Below are 24,974 nucleotides of genomic sequence, written 5' to 3'. Positions count from 1 at the left end.
GCCGCCGACGGTGCTCACCGAGGCGGCGGTGCTGCAGACCCCCGGAGGCGTCAGTACCGGCGTAGGCACGTGATGCGAACCCGGCCCCTCCCTGGTGATCACTGGCTCACCGCGGCGGTGAGGTTCGGCGCGCCCACTCCATGGACACACCGACGCGCGGCGACGTCCTTGATGGTGGCGCGGGACGTGGTCATGGCGTGTGCTCCAGGCAGTACAGGGCGGGCCGGGCGGCAGCCGGGTCAGGAGTGTCCCGGTCCCGAGGGGCATCACCGTCTACAACGGCTTCTACGCCACCTTCCTCTACATACCGTCCCAAGATGTTGGCGTGATCTCGACATCCCTGTTCCGCTTCAAAGGACCGTTCGGCGCCCACTGGGAAACGATCTCGGCAGGAGCAATTCTGGTCATCCTGCCGACACTGATCGTCTTCCCGTGCCTGGAGCGGTACATCTACAACGGCTTCACGAGAGGGGCGACGAGGTGAGGTCTGCCTAGGCGGACAAGGCGGCGACCAACACCGGCGTCACCTGCTCGACCTGCCAGGCCCGCGCGCCGAAACCGGCAAGCGCCGCACCGACCGAGTCCGCGTCGACGACCTTCGGCGGCTCCCAGCACACCCGCCGCACCGTGTCCGGCGTGATCAGGTTCTCCTGAGGCATGTTCAGCTGCTCGGCGAGGGAGGAGACGGCCGCCCTGGCCGCCGACAGGCGAGCCGCCGCAGCCGGGTCCTTGTCGGCCCACGCGCGCGGCGGCGGGGGCCCCGTCACCGGCTGCCCCGGCGCCGGCAACTGTGCCTCCGCCAGCGCCTTCGCACGGTCCACCGCGGCCTGCCACTGCTCCAGCTGCCGCCGGCCCATCCGGTTCCCGAACCCGTTCAGGGCGGCCAGCGCGTGCACGTTGCTCGGAAGGGAGAGCGCCGCCTCCACGATGGCGGCGTCCCCGAGCACCTTCCCCGGCGACACGTCCCGCCGCTGGGCGATCCGGTCCCGCGTCTGCCACAGCTCCCGCACCACGGCGAGCTGCCGGCGCCGCCGCACCTTGTGCATCCCGGACGTACGGCGCCAGGGGTCCTTGCGGGGCTCCGGCGGCGGGGCCGAGGCGATCGCGTCGAACTCCTGCCGGGCCCACTCCAGCTTGCCCTGCCGGTCCAGCTCCTTCTCCAGGGCGTCGCGCAGATCCACCAGGAGCTCGACGTCCAGCGCCGCGTACCGCAGCCACGGCTCGGGCAGCGGGCGGGTCGACCAGTCGACGGCGGAGTGGCCCTTTTCGAGTACGAAGCCGAGGACGTTCTCGACCATGGCGCCGAGGCCGACCCGGGGGAACCCGGCGAGGCGGCCCGCGAGCTCGGTGTCGAACAGCCGTGTCGGCACCATGCCTATCTCGCGCAGACACGGCAGATCCTGAGTGGCCGCGTGCAGCACCCACTCGACACCGGAGAGCGCCTCACCGAGGCCGGAGAGATCGGGACAGGCCACGGGGTCGATCAGCGCGGTCCCGGCGCCCTCGCGGCGCAGCTGGACGAGATAGGCGCGCTGGCCGTAGCGGTAGCCGGACGCGCGTTCCGCGTCGACGGCGACGGGGCCGGAACCGGCCGCGAAGGCGGCGACCATCTCGGCGAGCGCGTCCGCGTCGGCGATCACGGGTGGAATGCCCTCGCGCGGCTCGAGCAAAGGGGTCGGTTCCGGGCTCGGTTCTGCGTTCGGCGCCCCCGTAACAGATGTTCCGCCGTCTTCCGGAGGGGCGCCTCCGGTGGTTCGCAGTGAGCTGTCTGCTGCGGTCTCTTGGGCGTCGGTCACGTGTCAAGGGTATCTGTGTATGGACAGCGCCCGCCGACGTAACGTTCCGTCGACGGGCGCCTGGGGGTCGTAAACCAGTCAGGTCGGTGAAAGATCCGGTTCACGACAGGTGGGACACGGGCGGGGGATCAGTGGCCGATCCTGTTCACGTCCGTGAATGGCAGAGATGTACAGGGGAGGGACCGGGGGAGGGAGCGGGGAAAGGTGAGGGGGAGAGGTGAGGGGGAGAGGTGAGGGGGAGAGGTAAAGGGCAGGGACGTACGGGTCAGTGGATGATGCCGGTCCGCAGGGCCACCGCGACCATGCCGGCGCGGTCGCCCGTGCCGAGCTTGCGGGCGATGCGGGCGAGGTGGCTCTTGACGGTCAGCGCGGACAGGCCCATCGAAACACCGATCGCCTTGTTCGACTGGCCCTCCGCGACCAGTCGCAGCACCTCGACCTCGCGGCCGGAGAGCTCGCGGTAGCCACCCGGGTGACTCGGGGCACCCGGGGGGCGGCGGTGCATACGCGCGGCGGCGGATCCGATGGGGGCGGCGCCCGGCCGGGTGGGGAGCCCGACGTTGGTACGGGTGCCGGTGACGACATAGCCCTTGACGCCGCCCGCGAGGGCGTTGCGCACGGCGCCGATGTCGTCGGCGGCCGACAGGGCGAGGCCGTTGGGCCAGCCCGCCGCGCGGGTCTCCGAGAGGATGGTGAGGCCGGAGCCGTCGGGCAGATGGACGTCGGCGACGCAGATGTCGCGGGGGTTGCCGATGCGGGGACGAGCCTCCGCGATGGACGAGGCCTCGATGACGTCACGCACACCGAGCGCCCACAGATGGCGGGTCACGGTGGAGCGGACGCGGGGATCGGCCACGACCACCATGGCGGTCGGCTTGTTCGGGCGGTAGGCGACCAGGCTTGCGGGCTGCTCGAGGAGAACGGACACCAGGCCTCCTGGGGTGCGGGACGACTTTCAAGGTCACAGTCGTCTTCGGCACCAAACCCGAAGTCCTTTAGGGAAAGATCACGATTTAGTGAGTATCAATTAGTGCAATTCGGACACGCGATCGATCGCGCGATGAACGAATCGGTTCGTTCGCGGCCCTGTTCATGACTGAAAGTGGCCGTATCGACAAAGTGACGGTCAAGACGACGGTGGATGGTGAAGGTGCCGGTCAGCGTGCCTGCGGGTCGCGCCGCTGCGGCAGCGTCACGACCGACGCATCACCCGGACCGGCCGGCGGCAGGCCCGCGACCTGGGCCAGCAGGTCGCACCAGGAGGTCAGATGGGACGCCGTGTCCGGGACCCCGCCCAGGCCCTCGCGAGGCGTCCAGGAGGCACGGATCTCGATCTGCGAGGCCGCCGGGCGCTCCGCCAGACCACCGAAGTAGTGCGAGCTCGCCCGTGTGACGGTGCCGCTCGCCTCGCCGTACGACAGGCTGCGTGCCTGCAGCGCGCCGGTCAGCCAGGACCAGCACACGTCCGGCAGCAGCGGGTCGGCGGCCATCTCCGGCTCCAGCTCCGCGCGCACCAGCGTCACCAGCCGGAAGGCGCCCCGCCAGGCGTCGTGCCCGTTGGGGTCGTACAGCAGCACCAGGCGGCCGTCGGCCAGGTCCTGGTCGCCGTCGACGACGGTGGCCTCCAACGCGTAGGCGAAGGGCGCGAGCCGCTTGGGCGCCGGAGCCGGCTCGATCTCGATCTGCGGCCGCAGCCGCGCGGTCCTCAGCGCGTCGACGGCAGCCCGGAAGGGCAACGGAGGCGTATCGCCGCCATTCCGATCCCCCTCCTTGGTGTCGTCCATTCCGTCAGCGCCGTCCGACAGTCGTCCCTGAGCCGCAGCCATGCGGGGAAGATTAAGGGGAACGGGGGCTTCGCGCAGGGAGGGACACCCGTGCGGGGTCCGCATGTCCGGATAGTGCCCCATGAACCCCGGCCGTGACGCCTCGGGCGCCGTGCGAGACTTGCGGTCGTGAGTGCGAACGAGAGCCCCGCGGGCCAGGCCCGGACACAGCAGGCAGCGACGTACGAATCGGCCTTCCTCAAGGCGTGCAGGCGCGAGCCCGTGCCGCACACGCCCGTGTGGTTCATGCGGCAGGCCGGGCGCTCGCTGCCCGAGTACCGCAAGGTCCGCGAGGGCGTCCCGATGCTGGAGTCCTGCACGCGCCCCGAACTCGTCACCGAGATCACCCTCCAGCCGGTGCGCCGGCACGGCGTGGACGCGGCGATCTACTACAGCGACATCGTCGTCCCGCTCAAGGCCATCGGCATCGACCTCGACATCAAGCCGGGCGTCGGCCCGGTCGTCGCGAACCCGATCCGCACCCGTGCCGACCTGGCCCAGCTGCGCGACCTCACTCCCGAGGACGTCTCGTACGTCACCGAGGCTATCGGCCTGCTGACGCGCGAGCTCGGCTCGACCCCCCTCATCGGTTTCGCCGGGGCGCCTTTCACCCTTGCGAGCTACCTCGTCGAGGGCGGCCCCTCGCGCACGTACGAGAACGCCAAGGCGATGATGTACGGCGACCCGGAGCTCTGGGCCGACCTCCTCGACCGCCTCGCGGAGATCACCTCCGCCTTCCTGAAGGTGCAGATCGAGGCGGGCGCCTCGGCCGTCCAGCTCTTCGACTCCTGGGCCGGCGCCCTCGCCCCGGCCGACTACCGCCGCTCGGTGCTGCCCGCCTCCGCGAAGGTCCTCGACTCGGTCGCCTGGTACGGCGTGCCGCGCATCCACTTCGGTGTCGGCACGGGCGAGCTGCTGCGGCTGATGGGCGAGGCGGGCGCGGACGTCGTGGGCGTCGACTTCCGTGTCCCGCTCGACGAGGCGGCCCGCCGGGTCGGCCCCGGCAAGGCGTTCCAGGGCAACCTCGACCCGACCGTCCTGTTCGCCTCCACGGAGGCCGTCGAGGCCAAGACCCGCGAGGTCCTCGACTCGGCCGCGGGCCTCGAGGGCCACGTCTTCAACCTCGGCCACGGCGTCATGCCGTCCACCGACCCGGACGCGCTGACCCGGCTCGTGGAGTACGTCCACACACAGACGGCCCGCTAGCTCCCTTCTCGACGGCTCACCACGTGTGCCGGGGCCGCGCCCTCCTGCCGAACAGCAGGCCGCGCGGTTCCGGCGGCGGGGGCGTGCCCGGTTTGAGCGGCCAGGCGAGCAGCATGCCGACGAGGAAGCCGACGACGTGCGCCGCGTACGCCACGGTCCCCGCGGTGGAGACGCCCTCGCCGGACGAGTACAGGGCCTGCAGCACGAACCAGAAGCCCAGCACCAGCCAGGCCGGCAGTCTCAGCGGCAGGAAGAGCAGGAAGGGCACGAGGATCCAGACCCTGGCCTTGGGATACAGCACCAGATAGGCGCCCAGGACCCCGGCGATGGCTCCCGATGCGCCGATCAGCGGGTCGGAGGAGTCGGCGTTGGCCAGCGCGAAGCCGTACGACGCCGCGTAGCCGCAGACGACGTAGAACAGCGCGTACCTGATGTGCCCCATGCGGTCCTCGACGTTGTTGCCGAAGATCAGCAGGAAGAGCATGTTGCCGAGCAGGTGCAGCCAGCTGCCGTGCAGGAACATCGCGGTGAAGACGGACACGGGGGGCGACTTGTGGTAGCCCGGCGGGGCCACCACGCAGCCTGCTCCGTGCGCGCCCACCCCTGTGGCGCCCGTGGGGACCAGCCGGGGCATCTGATGGTGGATCAACTCCCGCGGTACGGCCGCGTAGTGGTCCAGGAACGCCTGCAGGTGGCACAGCTGGGACAGGCTGCTGTCGCCCGCCACGGAACCGGCGAGGCCGGGCGTGGACAGGAAGACGTACACGTTCGCGGCGATCAGTGCGTAGGTCACCCAGGGGGTACGGCGCACCGGGTTCACGTCATGGACGGGTATGACCACAAGGGACTAGTGCCCCCGGTGGACCGCGCGAATCGGTGAACGCGGTCACGCGCGCGTGCGTATGTCTCCTCAACCGCCCGCGGCACGGGGAAGGCGGGTCGCGGGGACGACGTGAGGAACAGGCGATGAACGACCGTATTACTCCTCCGATGCATGCCACGCCCGACGGGGAGGCGGAGATCTCCCTGGTGGTGAGGCTGCCGTGGGAGGACGTCGCCCGGCTCGGCCAGGAGGCCGGACGGCTGGCTTCGCAGATGCAGCGGCCGGTGACGCTGGACGAGGCGGTGAGTCACCGGCTGCGGTCCGTACGGAGTGCTGCGCATGCGAAGCCGGCGGGGGAGCAGCCGGCGGCGGTCTCGGCCGCCCCTGCCGTGACCTCCACCGCCTCGGTGTCGTCGTTGCCGCCGCGACCTCCGGCGGAGCAGGCGCGGCAGGCGATCGAGCGGATCAACGGGTCGGCGTAGGGCCACGGGCCCCGCGCCCCTAAAAGCCTTGCGCCACCGCTCGTGATGCCTTGCGGGCCGCAACCAGTACCGGATCCCAGACCGGGCTGAACGGGGGTGCGTAGCCCAGGTCCAGGGCTGTCATCTGCTCCACCGTCATGCCGGCCGTGAGGGCGACCGCTGCGATGTCCACTCGCTTGCCGGCGCCCTCTCGGCCCACGATCTGCACGCCGAGCAGGCGGCCCGTCCGGCGCTCGGCGAGCATTTTGACCGTCATGGGGGAGGGGTTCGGGTAGTAACCGGCGCGGCTGGTGGACTCGATGGTGACCGTTTCGAACTGGAGGCCGGCCCGGCGGGCGTCCTTCTCGCGGAGGCCCGTGCGGGCGATCTCCAGGTCGCAGACCTTGGAGACCGCGGTGCCGACGACGCCCGGGAAGGTGGCGTAGCCGCCGCCGACGTTGGTGCCGATGACCTGTCCGTGCTTGTTGGCGTGGGTGCCGAGGGCGATGTGGCGCTCCTGGCCGGAGACCAGGTCGAGGACCTCCACGCAGTCGCCGCCGGCCCAGATGTTCTCGTGCCCGCGCACCCGCATGGCCAGGTCGGTGAGCAGACCGCCGTGGGTGCCGAGGGGCAGTCCGGCCGCCTTGGCCAGTGCCGTCTCCGGGCGTACGCCGATGCCCAGGACCACCACGTCCGCCGGGTACTCGGCGTCCTCCGTGGCCACCGCCCGCACCCGGCCGTCCTCGCCCGTGTGCACCTTGGTGACCTCGGCGTCGTCGACCATGGTGATGCCCATGCCCTCCATGGCCTCGTGCACCAGGCGGCCCATGTCGGGGTCGAGCGTGGACATCGGCTCGCTGCCGCGGTTGACGACGGTCACCTCGTAGCCGCGGTTGATGAGCGCCTCCGCCATCTCCACGCCGATGTAGCCCGCCCCGACGACCACGGCGCGACGGCCACGCGTGCGCGTGAGCGAGTCGATGAGCGCCTGGCCGTCGTCCAGCGTCTGCACGCCGTGCACACCGGGGGCGTCGACGCCCGGCATGTCCGGGCGGATCGGGCGGGCGCCGGTCGCGATCACGAGTTTGTCGTACGACGTCCAGGACTCGGCGCCGGAATCGACGTCACGCGCGCGTACCCGGCCGCGTGCCACGTCGATCTCCGTGACCTCCGTCCGCAGCCGCAGATCGATGTCCCGCGCGCGGTGCTCGTCGGGCGTCCGGGCGATCAGCTGATCCCGTTCCTCGACGTCACCGCCCACCCAGTACGGGATCCCGCACGCGGAGAAGGAGGTGAAGTGGCCGCGTTCGAACGCCACGATCTCCAGCTCGTCGGGGCCCTTCAGTCGGCGTGCCTGCGACGCCGCGGACATCCCCGCGGCGTCGCCGCCGATCACGACCAGTCGTTCCCTCGCAGCGCTCATGTCCATGCGAACACGCTACGGGGATGCGGCATTTCGGGTCGGTGTCGGTCAGTCCTCGTTCTTGCCGCTCGTGGGTGTGGCCGCGGTCGGCAGGGTCGAGCGGTGTGGGAGTCGGGGGCGGAGGAGTCGCAGCCAGGCGAGTGTGAGCAGGGCCGCCGGCGTGGCGAATGGCAGTACCGCGCCGAACGCCGTCGCGGGCCGGCGCAGCTTCGTCACGTACGTGGTCCGGCTGCGCGAGCCCGCTGTGGGGGTGTGGCGTTTCGGGTCGGTGTCGGTCAGTCCTCGTTCTTGCCGCTTGTGGGTGTGGCCGCGGTCGGCAGGGTCGAGCGGTGTGGGAGTCGGGGGCGGAGAAGTCGCAGCCAGGCGAGTGTGAGCAGGGCTGCGAGCGTGGCGAATGGCAGTACCGCGCCGAACGCCATCGCGAGCCAGCGCAGCATCGTCACGAATGCGCCCCAGCCGCCGGCCAGCGCGTCCGCGAAGCCGGGGCTGTCGTCCTTCGGCGCCGCCTTCACCGGTGTCTCCGAGAGGGACAGGGTGATCGTCGCGAGGCTCGTGCGGTCCTTCAGGGACGCCTGCTGGGCGAGCAGCGCCTCCAGGTCGGCCTCGCGGTTGCTCAGCTCGCCCTCCAGCTCGACCACGTCGCTGAGCTTGGTGGCCCGGTCCATCAGCTCCCGGACCCGGGCCACGCTGGCCCGCTGCGACTTGATACGGCTGTCCACGTCGACGACCTGGTCCGTGACGTCCTCGGCCTTCGCGGTGCGGTCGAGGAGCTTGCCCGCGCCCTGGAGGTCGGCGAGGACCTCGTCGTACTTGTCGACCGGCACGCGCAGGACGACGCGGGTGCGCTCGCGGCCCTTCCCGTCGCGGCTGGTGGTCTCGTTGCCGACATAGCCGCCCGCATTCTGGGTGGTGGTGCGGGCCTCGTCGAGTGCCTTCGGTACGTCCTTGACCTGCACGGTCAGCGAAGCGGTGCGGATGATGCTGCTCGCGGTGAGCTTCGGCGCCCGCTTGTCCCCGGCGCCGCTCGCGTTCTTCTCACCGCCCGGCGCGGCTGCCTTCCCGTCGCTCTGGGCGGCCTTGTCGGCGGCGCTGCTGCCCCCGGAGTCGGAGTTGCTCCCGCTGCATCCGGTGAGCGCGAGGGCCGCGGCGAGCAGGATCGCGGCCAGGGTCGGGACAGGCCGTACAGGATGTCGTGAGCGCATGTGGGTCTACCCCCGAGGGTCGTGACGACTGACCCTCCTTCGACGCCCGAAGGGGCCGGGACGTTGGACCCGGACGGTCCCGATGCGGTCACGGTCAGGACTCGTGAAGGACACCGGGCCGCGGACGCGCTGTCAGAGGGGTCTGAGAGGCTTGGGGACATGCGCGAAGTGGAGAGTCGTACGGGCACCGGGCGGGTCGTCGTCGTCGGAGCCGGGATCGCCGGACTGGCCGCGGCCCACCGGTTGTTGCAGCGGGGCGCGCGGGTGACCGTGCTGGAGGCGTCGGACCGCGTCGGCGGCAAGCTGCTGCCCGGGGAGATCGCGGGCGCCCGCGTGGACTTCGGCGCCGAGTCGATGCTCGCGCGCAGACCGGAAGCGGTGGCCCTCGCCCGCGAGGTGGGCCTCGACGACCGGCTGCAGCCACCTGCCACGGCGACGGCTTCGATCTGGACCCGCGGCGCCCTGCGCCCCATGCCCAAGGGCCACGTCATGGGCGTCCCCGGCACCGCGGCCGCCCTGACCGGCGTCCTGTCCGACGAGGGCCTGGCGCGCATCGAGCGCGACGCCGACCTGCCGCGCACGGAGGTCGGCGACGACGCGGCGGTCGGGGAGTACGTGGCGGCCCGGCTCGGCCGCGAGGTCGTCGACCGCCTGGTGGAGCCCCTCCTCGGCGGCGTCTACGCGGGCGACGCGTACCGCATCTCGATGCGCTCGGCGGTCCCGCAGTTGTACCAGGTCGCCAAGACGCACGACTCGCTCACGGAGGGCGTCCGCGAGCTGCAGGCCAGGATGGCCGCCGCCCAGCAGACCGGCCCCGTCTTCATGGGCATCCAGGGTGGCATCGGCACCCTCCCCCTCGCCGTGGCCGACTCGGTCCGCGCGCGCGGCGGCGAGATCCTGACCGGGACGCCGGTGACCGAGCTGCGCCGCGAGACCCCCGGCGGCTGGCGTGTCGTCGCCGGCGACCGTGTGCTGCACGCGGACGCCGTCGTCGTGGCCGTCCCCGCACCCGCGGCCGCCGGCCTCCTGCGCCCCGAGGCCCCGGAGGCCGCCACCGAGCTCGCCGCCGTCGAGTACGCCTCCATGGCTCTGGTCACCCTCGCCTACCGCCGCACCGACACCGCCCTCCCCGAGGGCAGCGGCTTCCTCGTCCCGCCGGTCGACGGGCGCACCATCAAGGCGTCGACCTTCGCCTCCCAGAAGTGGGGCTGGATCGCCGAGGAGAACCCGGACACGGTCGTCCTGCGCACCTCCGTCGGCCGGTACGGCGAGACCGAGATCCTCCAGCGCGACGACGCGGGCCTGGTGGACGTCTCCCGTCACGACCTGCGCGAGGCCACCGGACTGGACGCCACGCCCCTCGAAACCCGGGTCACCCGCTGGACCGACGGCCTGCCCCAGTACCCCGTCGGCCACCACGCGCGCGTGGCCCGCATCCGCGAGCACGTCGCCAAGCTGCCGGGCCTCGCCGTGTGCGGCGCCCAGTACGACGGCGTCGGTATCCCGGCCTGCATCGCCAGCGCGTACGCGGCCGTGGACCAGATCGGCGGCGACCTGCGGGGTGTGGAGGAGCTCACCGCCAACCCGGTGCAGAGTCTGCACGGCGGAGCGGGAGAATAGCCGCATGAGTGACGACGCCCCCACCACCGCCCCGGACCGCATCGCGAACAAGGGCAAGCTGGCCAAGGACCTCAACGAGGTCATCCGCTACACCCTGTGGTCCGTCTTCAAGCTGAAGGACGTGCTGCCCGAGGACCGCGCGGGCTACGCCGACGAGGTCCAGGAGCTGTTCGACCAGCTCGCCGCGAAGGACGTGACCATCCGCGGCACGTACGACGTGTCGGGCCTGCGTGCCGACGCCGACCTCATGATCTGGTGGCACGCGGAGACCAGCGACCAGCTGCAGGAGGCGTACAACCTCTTCCGCCGCACGAAGCTCGGCCGCGCCCTGGAGCCGGTCTGGTCGAACATGGCCCTGCACCGCCCCGCCGAGTTCAACCGCTCGCACATCCCGGCCTTCCTCGCCGACGAGACGCCCCGCAACTACGTCAGCGTCTACCCCTTCGTGCGCAGCTACGACTGGTACCTGCTGCCCGACGAGGACCGCCGCCGCATGCTCGCCGACCACGGCAAGATGGCCCGCGGCTACCCGGACGTGCGCGCCAACACAGTCGCCTCGTTCTCCCTCGGCGACTACGAGTGGATCCTGGCCTTCGAGGCCGACGAGCTGTACCGCATCGTCGACCTCATGCGCCACCTGCGCGCCTCCGAGGCCCGGATGCACGTCCGCGAGGAGGTCCCGTTCTACACGGGCCGCCGCAAGGACATCGCGGAACTCGTCGCGGGCCTGGCGTAGCCCGCGCCCCAAAGGGGCGCGGGGCTGTATCGATATGCGGCTCCGCCGCGTGGGCGCGACCAGCCACAACGGCGCCGCAGTCGGGCCCCGGCATTGGGCCCCGCGGCGGCGCCGCAGAACCGCAAAGCCAGCGGAGCGCCCCCTCACGGCCGGGCGGTCTTGCCCTTCAGGTTCTCCTTGATGGGGGCCGGGTGGGAGCGGCCGTCCGTCGCGGCCGGGTTCGGCTCCGCGTGCGGGGCGCAGGACCCATCCTCCACCGGCAGTCGGCCCTCCAGCAGATACGCGTCCAGGTAGCCGTTGACGCACCGGTTCGGGCCGCCCGCGATGCCGTGCGTGCCCGCCTCCCGCTCGGTCACCAGGACCGAGTCGCTCAGCCGCCGGTGCAGCTCCCGGGCGCCGTCGTACGGCGTCGCGGCGTCCCGCTCCGCCGCCAGGATCAGCGTCGGCGGCAGCTCACCCGGCCCGGTCCGCACATCGAGGGGCTGCTGCCGGGGCGCCGGCCAGTAGGCGCACGGCAGGTTCATCCATGCGTTGTCCCAGGTCTCGAAGGGCGCCACGCGCGCGAGCTGGGTGTTGTCCCGGTCCCAGACCTTCCAGTCCGTCGGCCAGGGCGCGTCGTTGCACTCGACGGCGGTGTACACGGCGTTGGTGTTCTCCGCCTCGGCGGCCGTCTCGGTGGCCGGCCCGGCCTGCTCGACCAGCGGCTTCTCGTCGCCCTTCAGATACGCCGACAGCGCCTTCGCCCGGGTCGGCCAGTAGTCGTCGTAGTAGCCGGCCGACAGGAACGCCGCCTGCAGTTCGGCCGGTCCCACCTTGCCGCCCGCCGGCTTCGCCGCCAGCTGCTCGCTCGCCTTCTCGTAACTGGCCTGCACCTCGTCGGCCGTCTGCCCCAGCCCGTACACGTCGTCGTGCCGGGCGATCCACTCCCGGAAGTCCTCCCAGCGGCGCTCGAACGCGGCCGACTGGTCCAGGTTGTTGCGGTACCAGATCTGTTCGGGAGCCGGGTTCACCGCCGAGTCGAAGACCATCCGCCGCACGTGCGAGGGGAACAGCGTCGCGTACAGCGCCCCGAAGTAGGTGCCGTACGACGCACCCATGAACGTCAGCTTCCCCTCGCCCAGCGCCGCCCGCACGACGTCCAGGTCACGGGCGTTGTTGAGTGAGTTGAAGTACTGCAGCCCGCCCCCGGACCGCTTGGCGCAGCCCGTCGCATAGGCCTTCGCCTGCTCGATGCGCTCCTGCTTGTACTCCTCCGAGGGGTACGTCGGCGCCTGTGAGGGTGCCTTGAAGAAGAGCTTGGGTTCCTCGCAGGACAGGGGCGAGGACTTGCCGACGCCGCGCGGGGAGTAGCCGACCAGGTCGTAGGCGGCCGCGAGCCGCTTCCACGCCGGGAGCATCCCGACGAGCGGGAAGTACAGGCCGTCGCCGCCGGGCCCGCCGGGGTTGTAGACCAGGGCGCCCTGCCGGGGCACCCGCCGCTTGCTGTTGTGGGGGTCCTTGTGGGTGGCCCGCACCCTGCTGACGGTCAGCTTGATCTGCTTGCCGCCGGGATGCGCGTAGTCGAGCGGGACGGACACCGTGCCGCACTCCATGGTGCCCGGCATGTCCTGCGCGGCGGCGCACTTCCCGAACTCGATGCCCGCCGCCCGGGCACGCGCGGCGGCCACCGCCGTACCCTGCAGTTCGGCCGCGTCCGGGGCGACGGGGGTGCTGCCTGCCGGGCCGGCCGCGAGGGCGGTCAGGAGCAAGGATCCGGCGGCCGAGTAGAGGGCGGCAGCTCTCATGACGTGTCCCTTCGGTGCATGGCAGCGACAAAAGGGATGTTTCGTTCGGTGCATGCAGAAGGCAAGCACCGCCTCGGCGGTGTCGGCCTCAATGCCCCCTATGCGCCCCTGGCGTGTGGTTCGCGCCAGGACTGGTCGCGGTGCGCGAAGGCCGCGCGCAGGTCGGGTTCACCGATCGCGCGGACGCCTCGTACGGCGACGGTGGTGAGATACATACGGTCGTCACCCTGCGAGACGCGCCGGGTCAGGGCGCCCAGCAGCCGCTGCCCGGCCGGGGAGGCCCAGCGCGAGTAGGGGTGGGCCTCGACCCGGGCGATGGCCAGACAGCTCAGCGTCAGCGCGAGCGGCAGGGCGAACCACAGGGCGACCAGGCCGCGCGGCATGTCCGGCTGGGCGGGCACCAGCAGTGCGATCGCACCCAGCGCGAGCACGGCCACCGCGGCGAGTTGCACCTGGCGCACTCCGGCCGCGACGTTGGTCCGGGCGCCTGCGGGTACGGCCAGGCCCGCGTCGACGAGCCGGTCTCCGAGGCCCGCGACCGCGTCCGCGGAGGCCGCCGCCGCGCGGACCGGGGCGATGCGGCTCTGTCCCTCGGGACCGATGGCCCCTATGACGGACCGCTCCATGTCGTCCCGGCCGCGCGGGTCGACCACCGTCGCCCAGCCCGTGTGGGCGAGCAGCAGGCGCCGCTGCCGGGCCATGGAGACCATGGTCAGATCGGCGACCCTGCCGGGCCCGCCGGACAGGAACGCGGCCTCGTAGAGCGTCAGGTCATGGCGCCGGGCATGCGCTCCGGCGTCCGCGTCCCCGGCCGCCGCACGTACGGCGGCCAGGCACAACCGCGTGCACGCGGTGCCGGCGGCGGCCCAGGCCAGCAGCAGGAGAACGACCCAGAACATGCCGCGTTTCTATGCCAGATGCCCGGGGGAATGCCATGCCCTGTTCACAATGTGGACGGAGTGTTGCCGGTATGTGACGTTCCGTTCGGTGGCCCGGCAGAGATCACGGCGGAGGGCTGGAGGCGGCCGGCGGCAGCGTGTAGGCCGGGGACGAGGACGGTTCGAGGGGGACGACGGGGCCGGGGCCCGTGGTCGGGTCGGCCGGCGGGGGAGTGCTCGCGGCCGCCAGGTCCCGGGCGAGCGCGTCCCAGTCGATGTAGCCCGTGGCCTCCAGGACCTTGATGTGGTCCAGCACGGTCGTGTTCGCGTCGTCGGCGAGCGCCCGCACCAGCGAGTTGCGGGTGCTCGCGCGGACCTGGGCGACCACCGAGAACACCTTGCCGTGGGCCAGCCGCAGGATGTTGGCGAACTTGCTGTCGTAGTCCGTGCCCTGCGCCGCGTTCAGGGTCGCCAGCCACTGCTTCTGCTGGTCGCCCGGCTCATTGGGCAGCTGCAGCCCGAGCTTGGCCGCCACATCCCGTACCCGCTGGTCGAGGAAGGTGTGCCCCAGGACGAGATGCTGCCCTGCCATCCGCACGGCCTGGGTGGTGCCCTTCTGTTCGGCCTGCTGTCCGGCCGGCAGCTCCCACAGACCGGCCAGCCGGACCTTCGTGATGAAGTCGCGGTCGAGGGCGGACAGCGGCCCGTACTGCGTCGACACGGTGTCGGCGTTCAACACGTCGGCGCTGACGCCGGTCCCGGACCGGTCGGCGTACGACCAGATCGGGAAGATCAGTGCCAGCAGGGTGGCCGTCAGGCCGATGATGATGACCCCGGTGCCGCTGAATATGCCTCGGCCGGTGACGGGTGGTCGCGGTCGCATGGTGCCTCCTACGGCACCGCATATTACTGCGGGGTTCGGCGGGCCCCCTGCTCGCGGCGGTCACCCCCGCACTCAGCGGTGCAGGAGCACCCGCCGGGCAGCCCTGGCCATCCTCACCGCCGGCCGCTGCGACCGCGGTACGGGCCCCGACCGTTCCAGCCACCACTCCCTGAGCTCCCGCCGGGCCCGGCCCTCCTCCAGACGTCCGTCGAGCAGCAGCTGCCCGGCGAAGTCCAGGGCGTCGCGGCGATAGCCGCCGGTCATCGGGTGACGCTGGGCGTAGGCGAGGAAGGCGGGCCGGTACGTGTCCCCGAGGATCTCCGGCAGCTCGGGCGCGACCTTGGCCACGACATCCGCCCGCTTCCCGGCGAGCGCCCGCGCCTGCACCCCCAGCCGCACCCGGTCGAACCCCTCCGGCACGGGTGTCCCGGCGACGAGCGCGGACAGCAGGGCGGCCTGGGCGAGCCCGAGCCGCTGACGGGCGGCGTCGGAGGCGGGGGCGACGGAACTCGCGGCGGCCTCCGCCGCGACCGCCGCCTCGGCCGCGGTCTCCTCGCGCACCCCCCGTCCCTTCTCCACGGCTCCCCGGATCGCCTCCAACTCCCCCTCCAGCACGGCAGGTTCGGGAAAGTTCTCGTCCCTCTCCAGCAGCACCCCGGGCGGCGAGATGCGCGAGGCGAGGTCGGTCAGGATGTCGAGGACCGGCTCCGGCACCGGGTGGGCGTGGCTGTCGTGCCAGACGCCGTCTCGTTCGAAGCCGCCCGCGACATGGACGTACGCGATGGCCTCCAGGGGAAGTTCCGCGAGCGCCTTGGCCGGGTCCTCGCCGCGGTTGACGTGGTTGGTGTGCAGGTTGGCCACGTCGATCAGCAGCCGTACGCCCGTCCGGTCGGCGAGCTCGTACAGGAACTGCCCCTCGGTCATCTCCTCGCCCGGCCAGGAGATCAGCGCGGCGATGTTCTCGACGGCGAGCGGCACCGGCAGCGCGTCCTGTGCGATGCGGACGTTCTCGCACAGCACGTCGAGGGCGTCCCGGGTGCGCGGCACGGGCAGCAGATGCCCCGCCTCCAGGAGCAGGGACGCCGTCAGCGGGCCGCCGGCCCGTACGAACGCGATGTGCTCGGTGACCAGCGGCGAACCCAGCGCCTCGGCGCGCTCGGCGAGTGCGGTGAGCCGGTGCTCGTCGGGCCGGCCGGCGCCGCCGAGGCCGAGCGAGACGCCGTGCGGGATCACGGTCACTCCGCGGGCGCGCAGCCGCTGCAGCGACTCGGGGAGGTGCCCGGGGCACACGTTCTCGGCCACGGCCTCGACCCAGTCGATGCCCGGCATGCGCTCCACGGCGTCGGCGATCTCCGGCCGCCACCCGATGCCCGTTCCCAGTCGCTCCATGGTCCGTCCCCTCCCTGCGGTCTCCTCCAAGAACGTGACGGGGGTATGGCCCCGCCGCTCGGACGCGAATCCCGTCGCCGGAACCTTCAGAGCAACATTTGAGGTTCGGTCCGGCAGGCTCGGCTCACCGCAGCACACCCTCGGAGTCCACCGGATCCGGCCGGTTCGTGTTGACCGTGCCCGGCGTGCCCGGCGACGGCCGGGAGGTCGTGCCGATGTCACCGGTGCTCTCGGCGGCCGGTGCCGAGGGCGCCACCTGGCCGGGGACCGGCGCCGACGGGCCGGTCGGGCTGGCGGTCGTGGTGGCCACCGCGTCATTGGCGATGGCGTCGAAGTCGACCCGGCCGGTCTTCTCCAGCACCGTGATGTGGTCGAGCACCGTCTGGTTGGCGTCCGAGGCCAGCTGCCGTACGAGCGTGTTCCGGGTGGAGTTCCGGACGGTGCCGATGGCCGGGAAGATCTTGCCGTGCGCCGAACGCAGCAGGTTCACGAACTTGTACTCGTACTCCGCGCCCGTCGCCGCGGTCATCTCCTGCAGCCAGCCCTGCTGTTGCTCGTTGGGCTGGTTCGGCAGTTCGACGCCGAGCCGGGCCGCGACGATCCGCACCCGCTTGTCGAGGTCGGTGTGGCCGACGATGAGGTGGTCGCCCGCCTCCTTGATCGCCTGGCTGGGCGCGCGCTCGATCGCCTGCTGCCCGGCGGGCAGCTCCCACAGGCCCGCCAGCCGCACCCGCACGATCAGATCGCGGTCGGCGGCGGTCAGCGGACCCCACTGGGTGTTCACGGTCCCCGCCGCGACGTTCGCCTGACCGGTGCCCGACCGGTCCGCGTAGGACCACACGGGGAAAGCGATCGCTCCGATGGTGACGACGAGGGCCGCCACGAGCAGGGCCGTACCGTTGATCCGCATGCCAGGGGATACGCGCGGGACCCCCCGCGTTGTTCAAGCAAAAGGAAAAAAGCTAAACGGCTGGTAAAGCCGTAGTGGGTCGCCGTACATCCTCGGGTCAGCGCAGCGCCGGATGATCGGCCACCACCGTGCAGGAGCCGGGCGCGATCTCCGTGAAGCCCGCGTCACGCACCAACGGCAGCCCGCTCGTGGTCAGTTGACCCCAGCGGCCCGGATCGGCGCTCCGTACGGCGAGCGGGAAACCCGCGTCCCGCCAGGCCGCCCGCTCCTCGTCCGACAGCTCCCACCAGGCCAGTTGGGCACCGTGTCCCGCCTGTGCCATCGCCTTGCCGGCGGACATGTCGAGGTCGGGGTTGAGCCACAGCACGGGCACCGCGGGATCCGCCGCCGTCGGCGGCTCCGGGTCGTCGAGATCGGTGCCGGAGACCTGCAATTTGGCCAGGTCCTTGGGCCAGCCGTCGAGCGGTACGGGCGGAAACACCCGTACCTCCGCCGACTTGCCGCTCACCGTGATCCCGGGCAGCGCCTCGGCCCGCCGCCACTCGGCGCCGCGGGCGCGCCGCACCACCTTGCGGATCCGGGCGTCCTGCCAGTCCCGCATGACTTGGGCCCACTCCCCGTCCCCGAGGGACCGCTCGTCGCTGAGCATGACCAGTACGGCCCGGGCGGCGGTCTCCAGAGCGTCGGTACGGGCGGGCGGCGCGGCCTTCTCGATGTGCACGACGAGAGGCAGCACGAACTGCGGCGCCTGATCGCGCTCGTTGGGCTCGGACCGGAACGGGCTGTCCGCGGCGGACGTCACTTCTTGGCTCACATCAGCCAACCTTAAGGGGGTGCCGGGCAGTGCCACTTTGCGAAGATGCCGCCATGCGATGTGATCTCCGGCTCGACAACGTCGGCCGCCGCTACGGCATCCGCGGCCCCTGGGTCCTACGCGGCGTCCACCTCGCCGTGACGCCGGGCACACTGACCCGCGTCGAAGGACCCAACGGCACCGGCAAGTCCACCCTCCTGCGCCTGCTGGCCGGTCTGGACGCTCCCAGCGAGGGCCGCATCACCGGCCGCCCCCGCACGGCGTACGTCCCCGAACGCTTCCCGTCGGCCCTCCCGTTCACGGCGCACGGCTACCTCACCCACCTCGGCACCATCCACGGCCTCTCCCGTCGCACGGCGACCCGCGCCGCGGGCGAGTGGCTGGACCGCTTCGGCGCAGCCGCCTACGCCCGCACCCCCATGGCCCAGCTGTCGAAGGGCAGCAGCCAGAAGGTCGCCGTCGCGCAGGCACTGCTCGCCGAGCCGGAGCTGCTCGTCCTCGACGAGGCCTGGACCGGCCTGGACGCCGCCGCCCGCACCGAGCTGGAGCGGGCCGTCGCCGAGCGCACCGCGGCCGGGGGTGCCGTGGTCTTCGTCGACCACGACCCGCGCCGTCTGGCGGGCGCGCCCGACACCACGTACACCGTGCGCGACGGCGGCCTCGAACGCCGTACCCGCGAGATCACGGCACCGGCCGACAGCGGCCCGCAGGTCGTGGTCGAGGTGCAGGGCCCGCAGGGTGGGCAGTTGCCCACCGACGCACTGGGCGCCCTCGTCTCGGCGGAGGAGGCCGCGCCGGGCACATACCGCCTCACCGTCCTCGCCTCCCACTCGGACGTGGTGCTGCGCACACTGCTGACGGCCCGCCCGCCGTGGCACGTGGTCAGCGTGCATGCTCTCGACGGCCGCCTCGACAAGGACAGCCGCCGATGACCGCCCTCCTGCGCTACCAGGCCGCCCTTCTCCTGCGCTCGCAGCGCTGGCTGCCGCCGGTCATCCTGTACGCGGCGTTCCTCGGCGTCGGTGTGCAGAGCGGGCAGCCCGTCCTCGACTCGCTCGGATACACGGCCGCGGCCCTGCTGCCGGTCGCCGCCTGGCTGGTACGGATCTGCGTCACCGTCGAACCGCCCGCCGCCCGCGCATGCGTGGCCGCCGCCTCCGGGCCGGGGCGGGCACATCTGGCCCGGCTGCTGGCGGGCCTGATCACGGCGGCGGCACTCGGTACGGCCGCGGTCCTCGTCGTGACCCTGATCAGCGCCCCCGTGAGCACGGACCACCGGACCCGGATCGCAGTGCTCCCGGCCGCCGCGGCCGGCCTCCTCGCCGCGCAGGCCTGCGCGGCGCTCGGCACGGCCGTCGGTGCGCTCACCAACTGGCCGGTGCTGCGCGCGCCCGGCCGGGCGGTCCCGGCGATGCTGCTCACGGCGCTGCTGTCGGCGGTGACGACGGGCTCACCGGCGCAGGCGGCGGTGAGCGGCCTGGTCGCCGGCTCGCAGTCGGGCAGGGTCCCCGTCCCCCTGGTGCCGCTTGCCGCGGCAGCCGTCCTCGCGGCGGCGGCGATCGCGGCGGCCTGCGCCCTCGTGTCCCGCCGCTCGCCCTGAGCCGGCGCTCCGCCGGCGGGGTGATGCCCCTGCAGGCCGGTGGGGGCTGGTCGTGCCCACGCGGCGGAGCCGCATATCGATACAGCCCCGCGCCCCTACGGGACGCGGCGGCCTGCGTCTCACGTCCCGACCGTCATCCTGAGCAGGCGGTGCGCTGAGCCTCCTGCCACTCGCACACCGGGCACAGAGTGATCCCCTTGTACGACTCCGGGTACTCGGTCGGCTCGCGGCACAGCACGCACTCGGCGTACGGCGGCCCTCCCGCCCCAGGCGGCTTCGTCGCGTCGCGGATGGTGCCGTAGTCCTCGCTCACACCTCCAGCGTAAGCCGCTCACGGCCGCCCCCTCGTGGCCCCGATCAGCTCGGACACCTTCACGAACCGGAAGCCCTTCCTGCGGAGCTCCGGCACGATCTGGCGGACCGCCCGCTCGGTCACCGGCGCCGCGCTGCGCGTGCAGTGCATGACGACGACCGATCCCGGCCGCACCCCCTCCAGCACCTGCCGGGCCACCGCGTCCGCGTCCGTCGCGAACGCGTCGCCGCTCACCACGTCCCACTGCACGGCGGTGACGCCGGTCGCGGCCAGTGCCTTCAGGGCCTGCCGGTCGTAACAGCCGCCCGGGAAGCGGAAGTACGGCATCGCGTCCGGCACCCCGGCCCTGCGGAACGCGGCGTACGCCCGTTCCACGTCCGAGCGCATCCGGTCCTCCGAGACGGTCGGCAGGCCGTAGCAGTCCCCGGTGAAGCTGTAGTGGCTGTAGGAGTGGTTGGCGACCTCGAAGAGCGGATCCCGACCGAGGGCCCGTGCCTGCCCGGGGTATTCGTCCGCCCATCGCCCAGTCATGAACACGGTCGCCGGCACCTTCAGCGCCCGCAGCGTCGCGATCAGCTCCGGATTGTCGAACCGCTCGCCGCGCGCCGCCCGCGCCCCCTCGTCGGCGGTCATGTCGGCATCGAAGGTGAGGGCGACCGTTCTGCCCTGCGTGCGTGGACCGTTCTTGAACACGGGCGTGAGACCGGCGGGGCCGGGCGCGAGGGTCGGGGGCCGGGACGGGGCGGCGGAGGCCGCGGAGGGTGCCGGATGAGCGGCGTGAGGCGCGTCGGAGGCGCCACAGGCGGTGAGCACGGCGCCGAGTGCACAGGCGACAGCTGCATGGCGTACACGTACAAGTCGTACTCGACTGATCATCGTACGAACATAAGTGGATGAAACGGGCGAATCGCGTATCGCCGCACCACTCCGTGGTCGACGTCCGGCGATCAGCGCCCGTAGCGGCCCGTCAGGGCGCCGGAGGCCGCCGTGCGGCCGGTCAGTGCGCGTTTGACGTCGTCGGCCGTGGCGTCGGCGGACAGGGTGAGGGCCTTGTCGGTGGCGTAGACCGAGAAGACGTAGCGGTGGGGCCTGCCCTTGGGCGGGCAGGGGCCGCCGTATGCGTTCTTCTTGAAGCCGTTGCGGCCCTGAGTGGCGCCCTTGGGTACCTCTCCGGCGGCCCAGTGGGTGTCGTGCGGGTCGATGCCCCACATCAGCCAGTGCACGAAGGTGCCGTGCGGGGCATCCGGGTCCTCGACCAGCGCGACCAGTTCGGCGGCGGTGTCCGGGACGCCGGACATGTCCAGCGGCGGTGAGACGTCCTCGCCGTCGCAGGTGTAGCGGCGGGGGACGGTACCGCCCTCGGAGAAAGCGCTGCTCGTCACGGTGATCCGCCGCGCGGCGCTGGGCGCGGGGACGGACGTACCACCGCCGCCGTCCCCGCACCCCGAGGTGAGCCCCAGTGCCACCGCTGCGGCGACGATCACGAGCCTGCGCTGCATGGACGAAACGCTAGCCGCGCCCTTGTGCCCCCGCTACCTGCGCCCGTCGGGCCAGAAGGTGACGCCTGCGAACCCGACCCACTCGGGGGCATCCAGGGTGCCGCCCCCGGTCTGGCGGCGCGCCGCTGGGTCGTATCGCCGGATCTGGCCGGCTCGTTGGGCGGGAAGCGGCAGAAGAGACCGAAGGGCGCGGCCGCCTCTTGCGGGCAGTGCGGCCATGCCGTCGTGGTCGGAGGGCAACGGCCCTCGCCGGATGGAGCCGGTCGCCCTCGCAGGAGCAGCGTGTCACGTCTCGATCTGGTGGTCCGGCGCGGACGGCGGCTGGTGTTCCTGCGCGCGTTCCAGGAACCGCAGCAGCTCCACCGGGAAGGGGAGCACGAGCGTCGAGTTCTTCTCGGCGGCCACCGCGACCACCGTCTGCAGCAGCCGCAGCTGGAGCGCCGCGGGCTGATCGGACATCTGCTTGGCCGCCTCGGCCAGCTTCTTGGAGGCCTGGAGTTCGGCGTCCGCGTTGATGATGCGGGCCCGCCGCTCGCGGTCGGCCTCGGCCTGGCGGGCCATGGAGCGCTTCATCGCGTCCGGCAGGGACACGTCCTTGATCTCGACCCGGTCGACCTGCACGCCCCAGCCGACGGCCGGGCTGTCGATCATCAGCTCCAGTCCCTCGTTGAGCTTCTCGCGGTTGGAGAGCAGGTCGTCCAGCTCGCTCTTGCCGATGATCGACCGCAGGGACGTCTGTGCCATCTGCGAGACCGCGAACTTGTAGTCCTCGACCTTGACGAGCGCGTTCGCCGCGTCGACCACCCTGAAGTAGACGACGGCGTCCACGCGCACCGTCACGTTGTCCCGGGTGATGCCCTCCTGGGCCGGCACCGGCATCGTGACGATCTGCATGTTCACCTTGTTGAGCCGGTCCACGAACGGGATGATCATCGTGAATCCGGGCTCCCGCACGGCGCCGGCGAGCCGTCCGAGGCGGAAGACCACCCCGCGCTCGAACTGCTTGACGACCTTCGCCGCCGCGGCGAGGTAGACGATCCCCGCGGAACCGGCCACCACGGCCGCCGTCGCCAGCTCAGGAACCATCACGACCCCCTCTGTCAGAGGGCTGGTATGTCTGCTCCTGTAACGATATGCCCGGTGGCTGGTCCCGGGCCACGACGGACCCGGGACCAGCCACCGGTGAGCTAGGCGGCCGTGACGACCCGCACGGGTTCGGTGCCGACCGCGCTGTGCCGCTCTGCCCAGTTCTCCAGGGCCGTACGGCAGGCGTGGTCGAGGTGGTGCAGCCCGGACAGGTCCAGCTCGACCGGGCGGTCCTGGGGCAGCGCCTCCAGACTGTCGAGGATCTTCGGCAGCCGCAGGAAGGTCGCGTTGCCCGACAGGTACGCCTGGACCGGGCCTGCGCCCTTGTCGACGACCTCCAGCTTGATGTGCGAGGCCTCCCAGGCGGTCTTGACGACCGCGAGGGCCAGACCGATGAGGACGCCCTCGAACATGCTGACCGCGACGATCGACACCGCCGTGACCACGAGGATCAGCGCCTCGCCGCGGTGCTCGCGCCACAGCGACACGATCGCACGCACGGGGATCAGCTTGGCGCCGGAGTACACCAGGATGCCCGCGAGAGCCGGGATCGGGATGTAGCCGAGGATGCTCGGCAGCAGGGCCGCGAACAGCAGCAGCCACACGCCGTGCATCACACGGGACGCCTTCGTCCGCGCGCCCGCCTGGACGTTCGCCGCGCTGCGCACGATGACCGCGGTCATCGGCAGCGCGCCGAGCACACCGCACAGCGCGTTGCCCGCGCCCTGCGCGATCAGTTCCTTGTCGTACTCGGTACGCGGCCCGTCGTGCAGCCGGTCCACGGCCGCCGCGCTGAACAGCGACTCGGCGGACGCGATCAGGGTGAAGGCGACGATGGTGCCGAGCAGACCGATGTTCGCGAGGTCGCCGAAGGCGCTCAGCGGGGGCGGCTGAATGGACCCCAGCAGACCCTGCACCTCGACGGTGGCGACGGGCAGCGAGAACAGCAGCGCGACGAGGGTCGCGAGACCGACCGCGGCGAGCGGTCCGGGGACCGTGCGCACCTGCTTCGGCATCCGCTTCCACAGCACGAGTACGGCGATGGTGCCGGCGCCGAGGAGCAGCGAGGCGAGCGCGTCCGTCTTCCCGACGGCGTCGAAGAGCGCGCCGGGGAGCTCGGCTATCTTCGCCAGGCCGGAGGCGGGCGCCTTGGCGTCCGCCATCGAGTACAGCTGCCCGGCGATCAGCACGAGCCCGATGCCGGCCAGCATGCCCTCGACGACCGAGACCGAGATGGCCCGGAAGTAGCGGCCCAGCTTCAGGGTGCCCATGAGGATCTGGAGCGCGCCGGTGGCGAGGACGATCACGCCGAGGGCCGGCAGCCCGAATTCCTGCACGGCCTCGAAGACCAGGACGGTCAGACCCGCCGCGGGCCCGGAGACCTGCAGGCTGCTGCCCCGCATCAGACCGGTGACGACACCGCCCACTATGCCGGTGACCAGGCCGAGTTCGGCCGGGACACCGGAGGCGACGGCCACGCCCACGCACAGCGGGAGCGCGACCAGGAAGACGACCAGGGAGGCGGCGAAGTCCTGCCGCAGGTGAGGGTATTTGGTCATCACGGCGCTCACAGGGCCTTGAAGACGTCGGAGGCGGAGTCGTGCGCCAGGACGGCGCCCGTGTGGACCTCGTAGTACCAGGCGTGCAGCGACAGTTGACGGTCCTTCAGCTTCTTCTCGATGAAAGGGTACGAGCGCAGCCGCAGCAGCTGCGTCAGGACGTGGCTCTGTACGCCCTCGGCGACGGCCGGGTCCTCGACCGCGCCTGCCGGGCGCGGGGTGGCGTGCGCGAGCCAGTCGCGCACGGCGGGGACGGCGGTCAGGTCGTCGCCGCGCACGAGGGCACCGACCGCGCCGCAGTGCGAGTGGCCGCAGACGACGATGTCGTCGACCCCGAGCACCTCCACCGCGTACTCGATGGTGGCCGCCTCGCTGGTGGGGTGCTCGGAGGCGAACGGCGGGACGATGTTGCCAGCGGTGCGCAGCTCGAAGAGCTCGCCCGGGCGGGCGCCGGTGATCAGGGCCGGGACGACCCTGGAGTCGGAGCAGGTGATGAACAGCACCTGCGGGGACTGGCCTTCGGCGAGTTTGGCGAACTCCTCAGGGCGCTGTCCGAACGTACGGGCGTTGTCGATGAGGGGCTGCATGATGTGGTGACTCCTCCTGGCGCGCCGCGACGGCGCGTCGGTGTGGGCAGGACAGGTGTGGGGTGACTGCGCTGTTCTGCTTCTCTCTCAGCAGCGGAAGACCTGAAGTGCCGCCGGAGAGTGGGATGTCGAGGGTCTCGACAGATGATGGGCGCGGTTCGCGACCGGCATGTGGAAGGAGGCCGGGTCCTGCGCCGTCAGTTGGCGCTCGGGCTCCTCCGGCGTGCATCCGGTGTTCACATGACGCTCGCGGGGGCGCAGGGGGCCGGTCGGGGCCCCGGGGACTCCGCAGTCGCGGAACGTCGCGGCCTCGTCACGCAGCGCCTTGCCCGAGAGTTTGGTTCCGGGCAGATCCTTGGCTACGGCATGACGGACCGTGTGCGCGGCTGCGAAGGACGTGGTGGGTGCGAAGAAGGTGAGGGCAAGCAGGGCGGCGGCGAGCAGGGCCAGGGCCGTACGGGTCGTCGTACCTCGGAACATGTGCCCCCCCCTTCTTGCCGCTCAGCTTCTTGCATCAACCAAGGAATGGTCAATCACCGGTCAAGAAACACGTTAACCCTGCAAAGTTGTTTGCAGGGTTAA

At 71.9% G+C, this 24,974-nt stretch carries 26 protein-coding genes and 1 pseudogene; 7 read left to right on the top strand and 20 right to left on the bottom strand.

Translation table 11 applies throughout. From position 1 onward, the window contains the following. Positions 1 to 256: 256 nt before the first annotated feature. Positions 257 to 484 (top strand): annotated as a pseudogene (locus tag ACWDAG_RS18750) (carbohydrate ABC transporter permease); the annotation flags it as partial. Between the two features lie 7 nt (positions 485 to 491). Here ACWDAG_RS18750 and ACWDAG_RS18745 read toward each other — a convergent pair. The 3 genes from ACWDAG_RS18745 to ACWDAG_RS18735 all read right to left on the bottom strand — a co-directional run bounded on the left by ACWDAG_RS18745 (position 492) and on the right by ACWDAG_RS18735 (position 3,622). Next, positions 492 to 1,796: a ribonuclease D gene (locus ACWDAG_RS18745; RefSeq protein ID WP_450696694.1), complete on the bottom strand. Its 1,305-nt coding sequence runs from the start codon at positions 1,794 to 1,796 to the stop codon at positions 492 to 494. 265 nt (positions 1,797 to 2,061) lie between these two features. After that, positions 2,062 to 2,724 (bottom strand): response regulator transcription factor, encoded by a 663-nt coding sequence (locus tag ACWDAG_RS18740; protein ID WP_030939825.1) that lies wholly within the window; start codon positions 2,722 to 2,724, stop codon positions 2,062 to 2,064. Positions 2,725 to 2,953: 229 nt separating this feature from the next. Beyond that, entirely contained in the window at positions 2,954 to 3,622 is a 669-nt protein-coding gene (locus ACWDAG_RS18735; protein WP_450696693.1) for a DUF3000 domain-containing protein, read from the bottom strand. 126 nt (positions 3,623 to 3,748) lie between these two features. Here ACWDAG_RS18735 and hemE point away from each other — a divergent pair, with 126 nt between their 5' ends. Next, complete coding sequence (gene hemE / locus ACWDAG_RS18730; RefSeq protein ID WP_450696692.1) at positions 3,749 to 4,825, top strand: uroporphyrinogen decarboxylase; 1,077 nt, start codon at positions 3,749 to 3,751, stop codon at positions 4,823 to 4,825. 16 nt (positions 4,826 to 4,841) lie between these two features. Here hemE and ACWDAG_RS18725 read toward each other — a convergent pair whose 3' ends face one another. Continuing rightward, positions 4,842 to 5,666 carry a rhomboid family intramembrane serine protease gene (locus ACWDAG_RS18725; protein ID WP_450696691.1) on the bottom strand — a complete coding sequence of 275 codons (825 nt, stop codon included), beginning with the start codon at positions 5,664 to 5,666 and terminating at the stop codon, positions 4,842 to 4,844. 125 nt (positions 5,667 to 5,791) lie between these two features. On the opposite strand from ACWDAG_RS18725, the gene ACWDAG_RS18720 reads away from it, so the two are divergent. Then, positions 5,792 to 6,130 (top strand): hypothetical protein, encoded by a 339-nt coding sequence (locus ACWDAG_RS18720; RefSeq protein ID WP_450696690.1) that lies wholly within the window; start codon positions 5,792 to 5,794, stop codon positions 6,128 to 6,130. A gap of 19 nt (positions 6,131 to 6,149) precedes the next feature. Here the strand turns inward: ACWDAG_RS18720 and ACWDAG_RS18715 are convergent, their stop codons facing one another. Genes ACWDAG_RS18715 through ACWDAG_RS18705 form a run of 3 tightly spaced genes read right to left on the bottom strand, consistent with a single transcriptional unit; the run spans position 6,150 to position 8,734 of the window. Continuing rightward, positions 6,150 to 7,538, bottom strand: a complete 1,389-nt coding sequence (locus ACWDAG_RS18715; RefSeq protein ID WP_450696689.1) for an FAD-dependent oxidoreductase — start codon at positions 7,536 to 7,538, stop codon at positions 6,150 to 6,152. A gap of 42 nt (positions 7,539 to 7,580) precedes the next feature. After that, on the bottom strand, positions 7,581 to 7,748 hold the full coding sequence (locus ACWDAG_RS18710) for a hypothetical protein (RefSeq protein ID WP_450696688.1): 168 nt from the start codon (positions 7,746 to 7,748) through the stop codon (positions 7,581 to 7,583). 59 nt (positions 7,749 to 7,807) lie between these two features. Further along, positions 7,808 to 8,734, bottom strand: a complete 927-nt coding sequence (locus ACWDAG_RS18705) for a DUF4349 domain-containing protein (protein WP_450696687.1) — start codon at positions 8,732 to 8,734, stop codon at positions 7,808 to 7,810. A gap of 159 nt (positions 8,735 to 8,893) precedes the next feature. Here ACWDAG_RS18705 and hemG point away from each other — a divergent pair, with 159 nt between their 5' ends. After that, the gene (gene hemG, locus ACWDAG_RS18700; RefSeq protein WP_450696686.1) at positions 8,894 to 10,354 is read left to right on the top strand and encodes a protoporphyrinogen oxidase; all 1,461 of its coding nucleotides are present in this window, start codon (positions 8,894 to 8,896) and stop codon (positions 10,352 to 10,354) included. A gap of 4 nt (positions 10,355 to 10,358) precedes the next feature. Next, positions 10,359 to 11,090, top strand: coding sequence for a hydrogen peroxide-dependent heme synthase (hemQ, locus tag ACWDAG_RS18695; RefSeq protein ID WP_450696685.1), 732 nt, complete (start codon positions 10,359 to 10,361; stop codon positions 11,088 to 11,090). A gap of 143 nt (positions 11,091 to 11,233) precedes the next feature. Here hemQ and ACWDAG_RS18690 read toward each other — a convergent pair whose 3' ends face one another. From ACWDAG_RS18690 to ACWDAG_RS18665, 6 genes are all read right to left on the bottom strand, one after another. Continuing rightward, the gene (locus ACWDAG_RS18690; RefSeq protein WP_450696684.1) at positions 11,234 to 12,874 is read right to left on the bottom strand and encodes an alpha/beta hydrolase; all 1,641 of its coding nucleotides are present in this window, start codon (positions 12,872 to 12,874) and stop codon (positions 11,234 to 11,236) included. Positions 12,875 to 12,972: 98 nt separating this feature from the next. Further along, positions 12,973 to 13,773, bottom strand: a complete 801-nt coding sequence (locus ACWDAG_RS18685; protein ID WP_450696683.1) for a TIGR04222 domain-containing membrane protein — start codon at positions 13,771 to 13,773, stop codon at positions 12,973 to 12,975. 103 nt (positions 13,774 to 13,876) lie between these two features. Further along, a complete protein-coding gene (locus ACWDAG_RS18680) occupies positions 13,877 to 14,635 on the bottom strand; it encodes a DUF4142 domain-containing protein (RefSeq protein ID WP_450696682.1) in 759 nt (252 codons plus the stop codon). Positions 14,636 to 14,707: 72 nt separating this feature from the next. Continuing rightward, positions 14,708 to 16,024 (bottom strand): DUF692 domain-containing protein, encoded by a 1,317-nt coding sequence (locus ACWDAG_RS18675; RefSeq protein WP_450696681.1) that lies wholly within the window; start codon positions 16,022 to 16,024, stop codon positions 14,708 to 14,710. A 124-nt stretch (positions 16,025 to 16,148) separates the two neighbouring features. Next, positions 16,149 to 16,934 carry a DUF4142 domain-containing protein gene (locus tag ACWDAG_RS18670; RefSeq protein WP_450696680.1) on the bottom strand — a complete coding sequence of 262 codons (786 nt, stop codon included), beginning with the start codon at positions 16,932 to 16,934 and terminating at the stop codon, positions 16,149 to 16,151. A gap of 97 nt (positions 16,935 to 17,031) precedes the next feature. Next, complete coding sequence (locus ACWDAG_RS18665; protein WP_450696679.1) at positions 17,032 to 17,748, bottom strand: aminoacyl-tRNA hydrolase; 717 nt, start codon at positions 17,746 to 17,748, stop codon at positions 17,032 to 17,034. A 53-nt stretch (positions 17,749 to 17,801) separates the two neighbouring features. Between ACWDAG_RS18665 and ACWDAG_RS18660 the strand changes: the two genes are divergently transcribed. Together ACWDAG_RS18660 and ACWDAG_RS18655 are read left to right on the top strand one after the other, a co-directional pair. Further along, positions 17,802 to 18,680: an ABC transporter ATP-binding protein gene (locus tag ACWDAG_RS18660; protein WP_450696678.1), complete on the top strand. Its 879-nt coding sequence runs from the start codon at positions 17,802 to 17,804 to the stop codon at positions 18,678 to 18,680. After that, on the top strand, positions 18,677 to 19,348 hold the full coding sequence (locus tag ACWDAG_RS18655) for an ABC transporter (protein WP_450696677.1): 672 nt from the start codon (positions 18,677 to 18,679) through the stop codon (positions 19,346 to 19,348). Before ACWDAG_RS18660 ends, ACWDAG_RS18655 begins: the two co-directional genes overlap by 4 nt. 133 nt (positions 19,349 to 19,481) lie before the next feature. On the opposite strand, the gene ACWDAG_RS18650 is transcribed toward ACWDAG_RS18655, so the two are convergent. The 7 genes from ACWDAG_RS18650 to ACWDAG_RS18620 form a co-directional block, all read right to left on the bottom strand. Beyond that, positions 19,482 to 19,661 (bottom strand): hypothetical protein, encoded by a 180-nt coding sequence (locus tag ACWDAG_RS18650; protein ID WP_450696676.1) that lies wholly within the window; start codon positions 19,659 to 19,661, stop codon positions 19,482 to 19,484. 18 nt (positions 19,662 to 19,679) lie between these two features. Beyond that, a complete protein-coding gene (locus ACWDAG_RS18645; protein ID WP_450696675.1) occupies positions 19,680 to 20,537 on the bottom strand; it encodes a polysaccharide deacetylase family protein in 858 nt (285 codons plus the stop codon). A 71-nt stretch (positions 20,538 to 20,608) separates the two neighbouring features. After that, complete coding sequence (locus tag ACWDAG_RS18640; RefSeq protein WP_450696674.1) at positions 20,609 to 21,160, bottom strand: YbhB/YbcL family Raf kinase inhibitor-like protein; 552 nt, start codon at positions 21,158 to 21,160, stop codon at positions 20,609 to 20,611. Positions 21,161 to 21,445: 285 nt separating this feature from the next. Continuing rightward, on the bottom strand, positions 21,446 to 22,246 hold the full coding sequence (locus ACWDAG_RS18635) for a slipin family protein (RefSeq protein ID WP_450696673.1): 801 nt from the start codon (positions 22,244 to 22,246) through the stop codon (positions 21,446 to 21,448). A gap of 101 nt (positions 22,247 to 22,347) precedes the next feature. Beyond that, positions 22,348 to 23,805: a SulP family inorganic anion transporter gene (locus ACWDAG_RS18630; RefSeq protein WP_450696672.1), complete on the bottom strand. Its 1,458-nt coding sequence runs from the start codon at positions 23,803 to 23,805 to the stop codon at positions 22,348 to 22,350. Between the two features lie 8 nt (positions 23,806 to 23,813). Then, a complete protein-coding gene (locus ACWDAG_RS18625; protein ID WP_450696671.1) occupies positions 23,814 to 24,392 on the bottom strand; it encodes a carbonic anhydrase in 579 nt (192 codons plus the stop codon). An 87-nt stretch (positions 24,393 to 24,479) separates the two neighbouring features. Continuing rightward, complete coding sequence (locus tag ACWDAG_RS18620) at positions 24,480 to 24,872, bottom strand: hypothetical protein (RefSeq protein ID WP_450696670.1); 393 nt, start codon at positions 24,870 to 24,872, stop codon at positions 24,480 to 24,482. Positions 24,873 to 24,974 lie beyond the last annotated feature (102 nt).

This window comes from Streptomyces sp. NPDC001157 (genome assembly GCF_053598255.1).
This window is presented reverse-complemented; position numbering and strand designations above follow the sequence as displayed.

What these genes read in the sequence shown, in the direction of transcription:
- ACWDAG_RS18660 (WP_450696678.1), top strand. Translation starts at nt 17,802, where the DNA reads ATGCGATGTGATCTCCGGCTCGACAACGTCGGCCGCCGCTACGGCATC.
- ACWDAG_RS18680 (WP_450696682.1), bottom strand. Translation starts at nt 14,635, where the DNA reads ATGCGACCGCGACCACCCGTCACCGGCCGAGGCATATTCAGCGGCACC.
- ACWDAG_RS18645 (WP_450696675.1), bottom strand. Translation starts at nt 20,537, where the DNA reads ATGATCAGTCGAGTACGACTTGTACGTGTACGCCATGCAGCTGTCGCC.
- ACWDAG_RS18735 (WP_450696693.1), bottom strand. Translation starts at nt 3,622, where the DNA reads ATGGCTGCGGCTCAGGGACGACTGTCGGACGGCGCTGACGGAATGGAC.
- ACWDAG_RS18670 (WP_450696680.1), bottom strand. Translation starts at nt 16,934, where the DNA reads ATGCGGATCAACGGTACGGCCCTGCTCGTGGCGGCCCTCGTCGTCACC.
- ACWDAG_RS18705 (WP_450696687.1), bottom strand. Translation starts at nt 8,734, where the DNA reads ATGCGCTCACGACATCCTGTACGGCCTGTCCCGACCCTGGCCGCGATC.
- ACWDAG_RS18635 (WP_450696673.1), bottom strand. Translation starts at nt 22,246, where the DNA reads ATGGTTCCTGAGCTGGCGACGGCGGCCGTGGTGGCCGGTTCCGCGGGG.
- hemQ (WP_450696685.1), top strand. Translation starts at nt 10,359, where the DNA reads ATGAGTGACGACGCCCCCACCACCGCCCCGGACCGCATCGCGAACAAG.
- ACWDAG_RS18690 (WP_450696684.1), bottom strand. Translation starts at nt 12,874, where the DNA reads ATGAGAGCTGCCGCCCTCTACTCGGCCGCCGGATCCTTGCTCCTGACC.
- ACWDAG_RS18640 (WP_450696674.1), bottom strand. Translation starts at nt 21,160, where the DNA reads ATGCAGCGCAGGCTCGTGATCGTCGCCGCAGCGGTGGCACTGGGGCTC.
- ACWDAG_RS18620 (WP_450696670.1), bottom strand. Translation starts at nt 24,872, where the DNA reads ATGTTCCGAGGTACGACGACCCGTACGGCCCTGGCCCTGCTCGCCGCC.
- ACWDAG_RS18685 (WP_450696683.1), bottom strand. Translation starts at nt 13,773, where the DNA reads ATGTTCTGGGTCGTTCTCCTGCTGCTGGCCTGGGCCGCCGCCGGCACC.
- ACWDAG_RS18720 (WP_450696690.1), top strand. Translation starts at nt 5,792, where the DNA reads ATGAACGACCGTATTACTCCTCCGATGCATGCCACGCCCGACGGGGAG.
- ACWDAG_RS18630 (WP_450696672.1), bottom strand. Translation starts at nt 23,805, where the DNA reads ATGACCAAATACCCTCACCTGCGGCAGGACTTCGCCGCCTCCCTGGTC.
- ACWDAG_RS18655 (WP_450696677.1), top strand. Translation starts at nt 18,677, where the DNA reads ATGACCGCCCTCCTGCGCTACCAGGCCGCCCTTCTCCTGCGCTCGCAG.
- ACWDAG_RS18675 (WP_450696681.1), bottom strand. Translation starts at nt 16,024, where the DNA reads ATGGAGCGACTGGGAACGGGCATCGGGTGGCGGCCGGAGATCGCCGAC.
- hemG (WP_450696686.1), top strand. Translation starts at nt 8,894, where the DNA reads ATGCGCGAAGTGGAGAGTCGTACGGGCACCGGGCGGGTCGTCGTCGTC.
- ACWDAG_RS18715 (WP_450696689.1), bottom strand. Translation starts at nt 7,538, where the DNA reads ATGGACATGAGCGCTGCGAGGGAACGACTGGTCGTGATCGGCGGCGAC.
- ACWDAG_RS18625 (WP_450696671.1), bottom strand. Translation starts at nt 24,392, where the DNA reads ATGCAGCCCCTCATCGACAACGCCCGTACGTTCGGACAGCGCCCTGAG.